Origin of the sequence: Pseudomonas sp. 2VD, from assembly GCF_005503585.1 — a bacterium.
GTDB classification, from domain to species: domain Bacteria; phylum Pseudomonadota; class Gammaproteobacteria; order Pseudomonadales; family Pseudomonadaceae; genus Pseudomonas; species Pseudomonas aeruginosa.
Window position 1 is genome coordinate 1 of record NZ_SCND01000171.1, and the last position, 12,243, is coordinate 12,243.

The following is a 12,243-nucleotide window of genomic DNA, read 5'->3' on the forward strand; positions in this document are numbered from 1 at the left end:
AGGGTCAGGTAGTCGAGGCCGACGTTGACCAGGAATTGCAGGCGGTCGCGGATTTCCTTGAGGATCTTCGCCGCGATCTCGCCACGGCGGCCGGTCAGGCTGAGTCCGGCGGCATACTCGCAGGCTTCGCCGACCGGCATCGCGGTGATCGCCGGCAGCGTCCGGTCGCCGACCCACACATGCCGCGCCTCGCGGCGCAGGCGGGTACCGTGGCAATCCGGGCAGGGCTGGGTGCTGAGGAACTTGGCCAGCTCCTCGCGGACCGTGGCCGACTCGGTCTCGCGGTAGCGCCGCTCCAGGTTCGGCAGGATGCCTTCGAAGGGATGCGAACGCTTGACGATGTCGCCGCGGTCGTTGAGATAGCGGAAGTCGACGTTTTCCCGGCCGGAGCCGTAGAGCACCACCTTCTGGTGCTCGGCGCCGAGTTCGTCGAAGGGTTCTTCCAGGCTGAAGCCGTAATGCTGGGCCAGCGAGCCGAGCATCTGGAAGTAATAGACGTTGCGCCGGTCCCAGCCGCGGATCGCGCCCTCGGCCAGGGTCAACTCGCCATTGACCACCCGGCGCGCGTCGAAGAATTGCTTCACGCCGAGGCCGTCGCAGGTCGGACAGGCGCCGGCCGGGTTGTTGAAGGAGAACAGCTTGGGTTCCAGCTCGCTGATCGAGTGGCCGCAGACCGGGCAGGCGAAGCGCGCCGAGAAGATGATCTCCTCGACATCCTCGTCCTCGTCCATCGGTGCTACCAGGGCGATACCGTCGGCCAGGGACAGGGCGGTCTCGAACGACTCGGCCAGGCGTTGCTGGAGGTCCGCGCGAACCTTGAAGCGGTCCACCACCACATCGATGCTGTGCTTCTTCTGCTTATCCAGCTTCGGCACTTCGTCGAGTTCGTAGAGCTTGCCGTCGACCCGGGCGCGGACGAAACCCTGCGCGCGCATCTCGTCGAACACCGCCAGGTGCTCGCCCTTGCGCTCGCGGATCACCGGCGCCAGCAGCATCAGCTTGCTGCCTTCCGGCAGCGCCAGGACCTGGTCGACCATCTGGCTGACGGTCTGCGCCTCCAGCGGGATGTCGTGGTCCGGGCAGCGCGGGGTACCGACGCGGGCATAAAGCAGGCGCAGGTAGTCGTAGATCTCGGTGATCGTACCCACGGTGGAGCGTGGGTTGTGGGAAGTGGACTTCTGTTCGATGGAAATCGCCGGCGACAGCCCTTCGATGGTGTCCACGTCCGGCTTCTCCATCATCGACAGGAACTGCCGGGCGTAGGCCGAGAGGGATTCCACGTAGCGCCGCTGGCCTTCCGCATAGAGCGTGTCGAAAGCCAGGGAAGACTTGCCGGAACCGGAAAGACCGGTGATCACGATCAGTTTGTCGCGTGGCAGTGTGAGGTCGACGTTCTTCAGGTTGTGGGTACGCGCCCCACGAATCAGGATCTTATCCACAGCGGCCTCGCATGGCGGGCGAAAACCGCTGATTATACGGCTGGCCGCTAGCGCGCGGCAAAGTGGCGCGCCTGTGCCGCGAGGGGGCGGACTGGTAGAATGCGCGGCATTTTTCCGGCGCGGGCATTGCCCCGGCCGCCCAGGAGCGGGCGGCGGCGCCATCGGCAGGGGCATGAGGCCTTGCCCTGCAGCGGTTTCTTCCATGAGGGTGTTATGCACGACTCACATACTGAGCGGATGAGCGGTACCGAAACGCGAGCGGCCGTCGGGCTGTCACTGGTATTCGCCTTCCGCATGCTCGGCATGTTCATGGTCCTGCCGGTGCTGGCCACCTACGGCCAGGACCTGGCCGGCGCGACCCCGGCGCTGATCGGCCTGGCCATCGGCGCCTATGGCCTGACCCAGGCGATCCTGCAGATTCCCTTCGGGACCATTTCCGACCGCATCGGCCGGCGCCCGGTGATCGTCGTCGGGCTGCTGATCTTTGCCGCCGGCGCGGCCCTCGCGGCCAATGCCGACTCCATCTGGGGGGTGATCGCCGGCCGCGTCCTGCAGGGCGCCGGGGCGATCTCGGCGGCGGTGATGGCACTGCTCTCCGACCTCACCCGCGAGCAACACCGGACCAAGGCGATGGCGATGATCGGCATGAGCATCGGCGTCTCCTTCGCCGTGGCCATGGTGCTCGGCCCGGTGCTGACCCATCTGTTCGGCCTGCATGGGCTGTTCTGGTTCACCGCCGGGATGGCGCTGGTCGGCCTGCTGCTGATCCTGTTCTTCGTCCCACAGCCGGACCACATGACCCAGCACCGCGAATCCAGCGTGGCGCGCCAGGCCCTGCTGCCGACCCTGAAGCACGGCGACCTGCTGCGCCTGGACGCCGGCATCCTGATCCTCCACGCCATCCTCATGGCCAGCTTCGTCGCCTTGCCGCTGGCGCTGGTGCACGAGGGTGGCCTGCCCAAGGAGCAGCACTGGTGGGTCTACCTGACCGCGCTGCTGGTCGGTTTCTTCGGCATGGTGCCGTTCATCATCTACGCCGAGAAGAAGCGTCGCATGAAGCGCGTGCTGACCGGCGCGGTGGCGACCCTGCTGGCCTGCGAACTGTTCTTCCTGGTCTTCGGTCACAGCCTGGCCATGCTGGTGGTCGGCACGGTGGTGTTCTTCACTGCCTTCAACCTGCTCGAAGCCTCGTTGCCGTCGCTGGTCAGCAAGGTCTCGCCGGCCGGCGGCAAGGGCACGGCGATGGGGGTGTATTCCACCAGCCAATTCCTCGGCGCGGCGCTGGGCGGCATCCTCGGCGGCTGGATGTTCCAGCACGGCGGGCTGAGCATGGTGTTCATCGGATGCGCGGTGCTCGCTGCCCTCTGGCTGGCGATTGCTGTTACCATGCGCGAACCGCCTTATGTGACCAGCATTCGCCTGCCGCTCGCGCCCGCCGCGCTGCAGGACGCGGTGCTGGTCCAGCGATTCAGGGCGTTGCCCGGTGTGGCAGACGCCGTGGTGGTGGCCGAGGAGGCCGCCGTCTATGTCAAAGTGGATACCCAACAAGTGGATCGCACCGCCCTCGAGCGCCTGGCCCAGGCCGCGCCGGGCGGATGCTGAACCTTAGGAGAACGTCATGGCCCGTGGGGTTAACAAAGTCATTCTGGTTGGTAACGTCGGTGGTGACCCGGAAACCCGCTACATGCCCAACGGCAATGCGGTGACCAACATCACCCTCGCCACCAGCGAGAGCTGGAAGGACAAGCAGACCGGCCAGCAACAGGAGCGCACCGAATGGCACCGCGTGGTGTTCTTCGGCCGCCTGGCGGAGATCGCCGGCGAGTACCTGCGCAAGGGTTCCCAGGTCTACGTCGAAGGCAGCCTGCGCACCCGCAAGTGGCAGGGCCAGGACGGTCAGGATCGCTACACCACCGAGATCGTGGTCGACATCAACGGCAACATGCAGTTGCTCGGCGGCCGCCCCTCCGGCGACGATTCGCAGCGCGCCCCGCGCGAGCCCATGCAGCGCCCGCAGCAGGCCCCGCAGCAACAGTCGCGTCCGGCCCCGCAGCAGCAACCGGCGCCGCAACCGGCCCAGGACTACGACAGCTTCGACGACGACATTCCGTTCTAAGCGACGCCCTTGCGGCGCGGCCCGTCCGCGCCACGGGCAGACCTTCGAAGACCCCCTGCCGCCCTCGGGCCGCAGGGGGTCTTCGTTTTCAGGCGACGCCGCGCTGCAAGGGCACTTCGTCCAGGCCGCCTATGGCGGATAGAGCTTCCCGCATGGCACTGAGCTTAAGGCAGGTTTCGCGATACTCGTGGGCCGGTTCCGAATCGCCTACCAGACCGCAGCCGGCGAACAGGTAGCCCCGGCCCGGCGTGAGCAGGGCCGAGCGCAGCGCCACCAGGAAATCGCCGTTGCCTTCGCCGTCGAGCCAGCCCAGCGGCGCGGCGTACCAGCCACGATCCATCCCTTCGTGCTGGCGGATGTAGTCCAGCGCCGCGCTGCGTGGGTAGCCGCCCACCGCGGGGGTCGGATGCAGCGCCTGCAGCAGCCGCAGGATGCCGCCTGCGTCGGCGAGGCGGGCGCGGATCGGCGTGTTCAGGTGCTGGACTCGCGCCAGTCGTTTCAGGCCGGGCGCATCGGGGATTTCCAGTACCTCGCTGAAGGGTTCCAGGGCCGTACGGATCGCCTCCACCACCAACTGGTGTTCGTGCCTGTCCTTGGCGCTGTCCAGCAGGGCCTGTCCGAGCCGCGCATCTTCCTGGGCATCGCCGCCGCGGGCGATGGTCCCGGCCAGGGCATGGGTGAGTGCCTCGCCGGCGCGAATGCGGACCAGGCGTTCCGGGGAGGCGCCGAGGAAGCAGGCGTTGCCGCGGCGACAGGCGAACAGCTGGGCGTCGGCATGTTGCAGACGCAGGTGTTCGATGACCTGCCACGGCTCGATGTCGCCGAGAGGCCGGGCCTGGGTGCGGGCCAGCACGACCTTGCCGAAGCGTCCCTGGCGGACACTGCTTACCGCGTCGCTCACCTTGGCTTCCCATTGCCTGCGCTCCTGCGCCGAAGCGTCGCCCTGCGCGCCAGCGGTCGGCCCCGAGGGCCGGCGCCTGGCCGGCTGCCTCAGGCGCAGTAGCGCCGAGCAGTGGTAGGCGGCCAGGGCCAGGGCATCTTCGCCGGGCTTGGCCAGGTGTTGGCAGAGTACCCGGTAGCGTTCGCCCTCGCGCAGCACGGTGATGCCGGCGAGCATCAGGCTGGCATCGGCGAAGGCTTGCCAGTGTTCCTCGCGCGGGCCGCGCGGATCGAAGCGGAATCCGCCGCACAGGCGCGGCGCCAGCGGGCCCTCGACCACGGCGTCGGCGCAGAGCAATTGCCAGTTTTCCTCGATCCGGGCGAAGCGCTGTTCGCCGTGGCCTTGCAGCTCCAGGGCGCAGCCCCAGGCGAAGAACGCCAGCTCGGGCTGTTCCCAGTACAGGCAGGGCGTTTGCCGGTCGTCCCAGGCACCGAATACCTGCAGCGGGTCCAATGGGTCGATCTCGAACGACGCCGCCACCAGCACCGGACGATCGAGCGCCTGCGCCTGGCCGATGGCGCGCTCGAAGGTGCCGCGCAAGGCGTGCAGGCACTGGCTCAGGGGTGCCAGCCGGCTCATGCGGCACCCCGTGTCTGGCGCCAGTACTTGATCTGCTCGGCGATGTACCAGTGGATGATCTGCGCGAACAGTCCCTCGACGAAGGGCGCGTCGAGTCCGTTTTCCTCGGCCCAGCGGGCGCGCTCGGGGAGCATCGCGGCGACCCGCTCGGGCGCCGGAATCGCCGCCTCGCTGGCCTTGAAGCGCGACGCCGCCTTGACGTAGTCCATGCGGCGGCCGAGGGCCTGGACGATATCCAGGTCGATCCGGTCGATGGCCTCGCGGATGTCCGCCAGGCCGGTGCAGTCTTCGGGAGTTTTCATCATGCAACCTCTCGGGAAAGGGCGTCGGGATGTGCGAGGCGGCGCAGCAGGTGCTCGATCACCGCGTCGCGCCCCTCGCTCAGGTAGAAGTGCCCGCCAGGAAAGCGCCGCAGCCTGGCGGGAGTCCGGCTGGCGTCGCTCCAGGCCTGCGCCTCGGCCGCGCTGACTTCCTCGTCGTGCTCGCCGAGGAGGACGTCGAGGGAGCATGGCAGGGCGATGGGCTGCGCCCGTCGGTAGGTCTCGATTGCCTGGTAGTCGGCGCGCAGGATCGGCAGGAACAGCGCGCGCAGGTCGGCGTCCTCGAGTAGCTCGCTGGCGCCACCCTGGCGGCGGACGTCCTCCAGAAGCGCCGCCTCGTCGCCCCGGTGCAATGCGCCGCCGCGTTGCCGGTGCGGTGCCGGATGGGCGGAGACGAACAGGTGGCGCAGCGGCGCGCCGGCGCTTTCCAGGCGCAGGGCGGTTTCGTAGGCCAGCGCCGCGCCGAGACTGTGGCCGAACAGCGCCAGGGGCGCGTCGGCGAAATCGCGCAGGGCGAGGGCGGCGCCGTCGGCGAGGTCCTCCAGGCGGGTAGTCGGCGCCTCGTTGAAGCGGTCCTCGCGGCCCGGGTACTGCAGGGCAAGCAGGTCGATGTCTGGTGGCAGGCGTTCGCTCCAGCTACGGAAGAAGCTGGCGCTGCCGCCTGCATGGGGGAAGCAGGCCAGGCGCAGGCGCGGCATCGGCGTCAGGCGGAACGGCCGGACCCAGGCGGCGCTCATGCGCGGGCCTCCAGCTCGCGGCGCAGGCGCTCGCGCAGGTCCTTCTTGCTGATCTTGCCGATGCCGGTCTGGGGGAAGGTCGGGACCAGCTCGATGCGGTCCGGCACCTTGAACGCGGCCAGCCCGCAGGCGTGCAGGTATTGCTTCAGCTTCAGCGCCGAGGGCGCCGGCTGGCGCGGGATGACGAAGGCGCAGGTGCGCTCGCCGAGCAGGCTGTCGGGCATCGCCACGACGGTGGCGTCGTGCACCTGCGGATGGGCGATCAGCAGGTTCTCCACCTCTTCTGCGGCGATCTTCTCGCCGCCGCGGTTGATCTGGTCCTTGTCGCGGCCCTCCACCACCAGGTAGCCGTCCTTGTCGCGGCTGACCCGGTCGCCGGTGCGGTAGAAGCCGTCCGCGCTGAAGGCCTTGGCGTTGTGTTCGGGCAGGCGGTAGTAGCCGCGGATGGTGTAGGGGCCGCGCACGGTCAGTTCGCCGACCTCGCCGGGGCCGACCTCGCGGCCCTCGGCGTCGACCACCCGCACTTCGTCGTCCGGCGACAGCGGCCGGCCCTGGGTATGCAGCACGCGTTCGGGCGGATCGTCCAGGCGGGTGTAGCAGATCAGCCCCTCGGCCATTCCCAGCACCTGTTGCAACTGGCAGCCGAGCACCGGTGCGACGCGTTGCGCGGCACTGCTGCCGAGCCTGGAACCGCCGACCTGGAGCAGACGCAGGCTGGATAGATCGGCGCGGCGGCTTTCCTGGGCATCCAGCCAGAGCATCGCCAGCGGCGGTACCAGGGCGGTGTGGGTGACCCGTTCACGGGCGATCAGGGCGAAGCAATGCTCGGGATCGGCGCGCTGGCTGACCACCACGCGGCCGCCGGCCAGCAGCGTGCCGATCACCCCGGGGCAGCAGAGGGTGAAGTTGTGCGCCATCGGCAAGCCGGTGAGGTACACCGTGTGCTCGTCGAAGCCGCAGACCTCGGCGCTGGCGCGGACGTTGTAGAGATACTCGCGATGACGCCGGGGAATCAGCTTCGGCGTGCCGGTGGTGCCGCCGGACAACTGGAAGCAGGCAATATCCTCGGCGCGGGCGGCGCAGTCTTCCAGCGCGTCGGCCTGGTACAGCGGTGCCAGCGCTTGCAGCGGCGCCTCGGCCTCGCCGTGGATCAGCGCCATCCGGCAGGCGCCGCTGGCGAGCAGCTCACGGGCCATCGGCCGTGGGTCGAAGCCGTCGATCCGTTCGGCGCCGATGTAGGCCTTGGCCTCGGCGAAGCGGCAGAAACCGCTGATCTCATGCTGGCGATGGGCGGGGAGGGCGAGCACCGGGCGTACGCCGAGCTGGAACAGGGCGAAGCAGGTCTCGACGAAGGCGATGCCGTTGGGCAGGTGCAGCACCACCGTGTCGCCATGTGCGAGGCCGGCCTGGCGCAGTCCGGCTGCCAGGCGGCGGCAGCGCTGGAGCAGGTCGGCATAGCTGAGCCGCTGGTCGTCGTCGCAGAGCGCGATCCGCCGCGGATGGCGCGCGGCGCTGGCGGCCAGGGCTTCGGCGAAGCTCCGGTCCTGCCAGTGGCCGGCGTCGAGATAGCGGCGGACGAAGGCGGCGGGCCAGTCGGGGGCGTCGTCGACGGCCGATGGGGTGACGGGCGAGGAAGTCATGCGATCTCCGTGGATGCGGTCGATTGCCATTGCTGGGAAATGAGATTTATTATCATTGGCGGGCGGCAGGGACCGCGCAAGCCCGCGCCTTTCGATTGCGGGGCTTTTTCATTCGCTGCAGGGGCGGAGTGCAGGGCGCTTTGTCCATCTCCGCTAAAAAGTCCCCCTGCCCCCACGTATCCAGGAAGGCGTCGCCGCGTCGGCAGCGCCCGGGCTACAGGAAAACCTGATGACCATCACCATCATTGCTCCGCCACAGGCCGATGCCGCCGCGCCGGCACCGGGCAACCGGCCCGGCATCGCGCACATCGATCCGAACATGAAGCTGGTGACCGGAACCTTCTGTTCGGCCAGCGAGGACTGGTTCGAGGAACCGCTGGAGCGCGGCCTGCGCCTGATCCTCGTGCAGAGCGGCCAGTTGCGCTGCCGGATCCCCGGCCAGCCCGAGCACCTCATCGAGGGGCCGAGCCTGTGCACCATCGCCAACGACGGCGACTTCACCTCGGCGCAGATCTACGGCACCGACAAGCCGTTGCGCTACACCATCGTCCAGCTCGGCGTCGAAGCCCTGGACAGCCGCCTCGGCTGGCTGCCCGAGCAACTGATACGCCGTCCCGGCGGCGATCCGCGGATCATGAGCTGCCCGGCGCCGCGGGCGATGCAGGCGTTGGCCTCGCAGATCGCCACCTGCCAGATGCTCGGTCCGACCCGCGATCTCTACCTCGGCGGCAAGGCCCTGGAGTTGGCCGCGCTCAGCGCCCAGTTCCTTTCCGGCGAGGGGCGCCCCGTCGAGGAGCCGCGCATCACCTGCTCGGAGGTCGAGCGCATCCACGCCGCCCGCGACCTGCTGGTCGGCGCCTTGCAGGAACCACCGTCGCTGGACACGCTGGCCAGCCGCGTGGGCATGAACCCGCGCAAGCTGACCGCCGGCTTCCGCAAGGTGTTCGGCGCCAGCGTATTCGGCTACCTGCAGGAATACCGCCTGCGCGAGGCGCACCGGATGCTCTGCGACGAAGAGGCGAACGTCTCCACGGTGGCCTACCGGGTGGGCTACAGCCCGGCGCATTTCTCCATCGCTTTCCGCAAGCGCTACGGCATCTCCCCCAGCGAGATCCGCTGAGTCTCCGCGACGACCCCCGACCCGGCCACGGGAGGGGTGTCGCCGCTGCGGGATGACGCTGCATCTAACGAAACAGTCCGGCTGTCTAAAGCATTGCCGGCCAGGCCTCCCAGTCAAGTGAGATAAGGTCGCATTTGATAATCGTTGCCAGGAACTGGCAACCGACCTCAGATGCTTGCCCTAGGGAGCCCCCATGGATCTGCCCCCCGATTCCCGTACCGCCCTGCGCGACTGGCTGACCGAGCAGCTCGCCGACCTGCTCGGTGAACCGCTTGCCGACGTGCGCGCCCTGGCGGACGACGACGACCTGCTGGGCTGCGGCCTCGACTCGATCCGCCTGATGTACCTGCAGGAACGCCTGCGCGCGCGTGGCTCGACGCTGGACTTCGCCCAGTTGGCGCAGCGCCCCTGCCTGGGGGGCTGGCTCGACCTGCTGGCCTGCGCGGACCGGCTGTCCGCCCCGGCAACGGTCGCGCTGCCGACGGCGCAGGATCGCGACCAGCCGTTCGAGCTGTCTTCCGTGCAGCAGGCCTACTGGCTGGGACGTGGCGCCGGCGAGGTGCTGGGCAACGTCAGCTGCCATGCCTTCCTGGAATTCCGCACGCGGGATGTCGACCCGCAGCGCCTGGCCGCGGCGGCAGAGTGCGTGCGTCAACGCCACCCGATGTTGCGGGCGCGCTTCCTCGACGGTCGCCAGCAGATCCTTCCGACGCCGCCGCTGTCCTGCTTCGACATGCAGGACTGGCGCACCTTGCAGGTGGACGAGGCCGAGCGCGACTGGCAGGCGCTGCGCGACTGGCGCGCCCATGAATGCCTGGCGGTGGAGCGTGGCCAGGTGTTCCTGCTCGGGCTGGTGCGCATGCCGGGCGGCGAGGATCGCCTCTGGCTGAGTCTCGACCTGCTTGCCGCCGATGTCGAAAGCCTGCGCCTGCTGCTGGCCGAACTGGGCGTTGCCTACCTGGCGCCGGAGCGCCTGGCGGAGCCGCCGGCGCTGCATTTCGCCGACTACCTGGCGCGCCGTGCGGCGCAACGCGCCGAGGCTGCGGCGCGGGCCCGCGACTACTGGCTGGAACGCCTGCCGCGCTTGCCGGACGCGCCGGCCCTGCCGTTGGCCTGCGCGCCGGAAAGCATCCGCCAGCCGCGCACCCGGCGCCTGGCATTCCAGCTTTCCGCCGGCGAGAGCCGGCGCCTGGAGCGTCTTGCCGCGCAGCATGGCGTGACCTTGTCCAGCGTGTTCGGCTGCACCTTCGCGCTGGTCCTGGCGCGCTGGAGCGAAAGCGCGGAATTTCTCCTCAACGTGCCGTTGTTCGATCGGCATGCCGACGACCCGCGTATCGGCGAAGTGATCGCCGACTTCACCACCCTCTTGCTGCTGGAGTGCCGGATGCAGGCCGGGGTGTCCTTCGCCGAGGCGGTGAAGAGCTTCCAGCGCAACCTCCACGGAGCCATCGACCACGCCGCATTCCCCGCCCTGGAGGTGCTCCGCGAGGCGCGCCGGCGGGGCCAGCCGCGCTCGGCGCCGGTGGTGTTCGCCAGCAACCTGGGCGAGGAGGGCTTCGTCCCGGCGGCCTTCCGCGACGCTTTCGGCGATCTCCACGACATGCTCTCGCAGACCCCGCAGGTCTGGCTCGACCACCAGCTCTACCGGGTGGGCGACGGTATCCTGCTGGCCTGGGACAGCGTCGTCGGCCTGTTCCCCGAAGGCCTGCCGGAAACCATGTTCGAAGCCTACGTGGGGCTGCTCCAGCGTCTCTGCGACAGCGCCTGGGAGCAGCCCGCCGATCTGCCGTTGCCCTGGGCGCAGCAGGCGCGCCGGGCCCTGCTCAACGGCCAGCCGGCATGCGCCACGGCGCGCACCCTGCATCGCGACTTCTTCCTTCGCGCCGCCGAGGCGCCGGATGCTGACGCGCTGCTCTATCGCGACCAACGTGTCACCCGCGGCGAACTGGCCGAGCGTGCGCTGCGCATCGCCGGCGGCCTGCGCGAAGCCGGGGTGCGCCCCGGCGACGCGGTCGAGGTCAGCCTGCCGCGCGGACCGCAGCAGGTCGCGGCGGTATTCGGTGTGCTCGCCGCAGGCGCCTGCTACGTGCCGCTGGACATCGACCAGCCGCCCGCACGGCGGCGCCTGATCGAAGAGGCCGCCGGGGTATGCCTGGCGATCACCGAGGAGGACGATCCGCAGGCCTTGCCGCCGCGCCTGGATGTCCAGCGCCTGCTGCGCGGCCCGGCGCTGGCCGTCCCCGTGCCGCTGGCGCCGCAGGCCAGCGCCTATGTGATCTACACCTCGGGCTCCACCGGGGTGCCCAAGGGCGTCGAGGTCAGCCACGCGGCGGCGATCAATACCATCGACGCGCTGCTCGACCTGCTGCGGGTGGACGCAGCGGACCGCTTGCTGGCGGTCTCCGCGCTGGACTTCGATCTGTCGGTCTTCGACCTGTTCGGCGGCCTCGGCGCCGGTGCCAGCCTGGTCCTGCCGGCCCAGGAACAGGCGCGCGATGCCGCCGCCTGGGCGGAGGCTATCCAGCGGCATGCGGTGAGCCTGTGGAACTCGGCGCCGGCCTTGCTGGAGATGGCCCTCAGCCTGCCGGCGAGCCAGGCCGACTATCGCAGTCTGCGGGCGGTGCTGCTGTCCGGCGACTGGGTGGCCCTGGACCTGCCCGGCCGCCTGCGCCCACGTTGTGCCGAAGGCTGCCGCCTGCATGTGCTGGGTGGCGCTACCGAAGCGGGCATCTGGTCGAACCTGCAGAGCGTCGATACGGTGCCGCCGCACTGGCGTTCGATTCCCTACGGCCGGCCATTGCCGGGACAGGCCTACCGGGTGGTCGACGCCCACGGGCGCGACGTGCCGGACCTGGTGGTCGGCGAGTTGTGGATCGGCGGCGCCAGCCTGGCCCGCGGTTATCGCAACGATCCCGAACTCAGCGCCCGGCGCTTCGTCCACGATGCCCAGGGCCGCTGGTATCGCACCGGCGATCGCGGTCGCTACTGGGGCGACGGTACCCTGGAATTCCTCGGTCGGGTCGACCAGCAGGTGAAAGTGCGCGGCCAGCGCATCGAGTTGGGCGAGGTGGAGGCCGCGCTGTGCGCCCAGGCTGGCGTGGAGAGCGCCTGCGCGGCGGTGCTCGGCGGTGGCGTGGCGAGCCTCGGCGCGGTGCTGGTACCGCGCCTGGCGCCACGGGCCGAAGGCTCCATGGAACTGCCGGCCGCACAGCCCTTCGCCGGCCTGGCAGAGGCCGAGGCGGTACTCACCCGGGAAATCCTCGGCGCGCTGCTGGAGGCGCCGCTGGAGCTAGACGACGGTTTGCGCCGGCGCTGGCTGGACTGGCTGGCGGACTCCGCCGCCAGCCAGTCC

General features: G+C 69.6%; 8 protein-coding genes and 1 pseudogene. 4 read left to right on the forward strand and 5 right to left on the reverse strand.

The annotated features are described in order from the left end of the window. Positions 1-1,439: pseudogene (locus FFS27_RS18670) on the reverse strand (excinuclease ABC subunit UvrA); the annotation flags it as partial. A gap of 213 nt (positions 1,440-1,652) precedes the next feature. Here FFS27_RS18670 and FFS27_RS18675 point away from each other — a divergent pair. Beyond that, the gene (locus FFS27_RS18675) at positions 1,653-3,041 is read left to right on the forward strand and encodes an MFS transporter (RefSeq protein ID WP_021265321.1); all 1,389 of its coding nucleotides are present in this window, start codon (positions 1,653-1,655) and stop codon (positions 3,039-3,041) included. Between the two features lie 16 nt (positions 3,042-3,057). After that, positions 3,058-3,555 carry a single-stranded DNA-binding protein gene (gene ssb / locus FFS27_RS18680; protein WP_003114685.1) on the forward strand — a complete coding sequence of 166 codons (498 nt, stop codon included), beginning with the start codon at positions 3,058-3,060 and terminating at the stop codon, positions 3,553-3,555. 88 nt (positions 3,556-3,643) lie between these two features. Here the strand turns inward: ssb and pchA are convergent, their stop codons facing one another. Genes pchA through pchD form a run of 4 tightly spaced genes read right to left on the reverse strand, consistent with a single transcriptional unit; the run spans position 3,644 to position 7,771 of the window. Further along, positions 3,644-5,074 carry an isochorismate synthase PchA gene (pchA, locus tag FFS27_RS18685; RefSeq protein WP_003114686.1) on the reverse strand — a complete coding sequence of 477 codons (1,431 nt, stop codon included), beginning with the start codon at positions 5,072-5,074 and terminating at the stop codon, positions 3,644-3,646. Further along, positions 5,071-5,376 carry an isochorismate lyase PchB gene (gene pchB, locus FFS27_RS18690; RefSeq protein ID WP_003106950.1) on the reverse strand — a complete coding sequence of 102 codons (306 nt, stop codon included), beginning with the start codon at positions 5,374-5,376 and terminating at the stop codon, positions 5,071-5,073. The genes pchA and pchB overlap by 4 nt, the downstream gene beginning before the upstream one ends. Then, on the reverse strand, positions 5,376-6,131 hold the full coding sequence (gene pchC, locus FFS27_RS18695) for a pyochelin biosynthesis editing thioesterase PchC (protein WP_137952139.1): 756 nt from the start codon (positions 6,129-6,131) through the stop codon (positions 5,376-5,378). Before pchC ends, pchB begins: the two co-directional genes overlap by 1 nt. Next, a complete protein-coding gene (gene pchD / locus FFS27_RS18700) occupies positions 6,128-7,771 on the reverse strand; it encodes a pyochelin biosynthesis salicyl-AMP ligase PchD (protein ID WP_003110568.1) in 1,644 nt (547 codons plus the stop codon). The genes pchC and pchD overlap by 4 nt, the downstream gene beginning before the upstream one ends. Before the next feature lie 229 nt (positions 7,772-8,000). On the opposite strand from pchD, the gene pchR reads away from it, so the two are divergent. Both pchR and pchE read left to right on the forward strand, forming a co-directional pair. Beyond that, positions 8,001-8,891, forward strand: a complete 891-nt coding sequence (gene pchR, locus FFS27_RS18705; RefSeq protein WP_003110567.1) for a pyochelin biosynthesis transcriptional regulator PchR — start codon at positions 8,001-8,003, stop codon at positions 8,889-8,891. Between the two features lie 193 nt (positions 8,892-9,084). Then, positions 9,085-12,243 (forward strand): pyochelin non-ribosomal peptide synthetase PchE (pchE, locus tag FFS27_RS18710; RefSeq protein ID WP_137952140.1); only part of this gene is annotated, 3,159 nt, incomplete at its 3' end.

What these genes read in the sequence shown, in the direction of transcription:
- FFS27_RS18675 (WP_021265321.1), top strand. Translation starts at nt 1,653, where the DNA reads ATGCACGACTCACATACTGAGCGGATGAGCGGTACCGAAACGCGAGCG.
- ssb (WP_003114685.1), top strand. Translation starts at nt 3,058, where the DNA reads ATGGCCCGTGGGGTTAACAAAGTCATTCTGGTTGGTAACGTCGGTGGT.
- pchA (WP_003114686.1), bottom strand. Translation starts at nt 5,074, where the DNA reads ATGAGCCGGCTGGCACCCCTGAGCCAGTGCCTGCACGCCTTGCGCGGC.
- pchB (WP_003106950.1), bottom strand. Translation starts at nt 5,376, where the DNA reads ATGAAAACTCCCGAAGACTGCACCGGCCTGGCGGACATCCGCGAGGCC.
- pchC (WP_137952139.1), bottom strand. Translation starts at nt 6,131, where the DNA reads ATGAGCGCCGCCTGGGTCCGGCCGTTCCGCCTGACGCCGATGCCGCGC.
- pchD (WP_003110568.1), bottom strand. Translation starts at nt 7,771, where the DNA reads ATGACTTCCTCGCCCGTCACCCCATCGGCCGTCGACGACGCCCCCGAC.
- pchR (WP_003110567.1), top strand. Translation starts at nt 8,001, where the DNA reads ATGACCATCACCATCATTGCTCCGCCACAGGCCGATGCCGCCGCGCCG.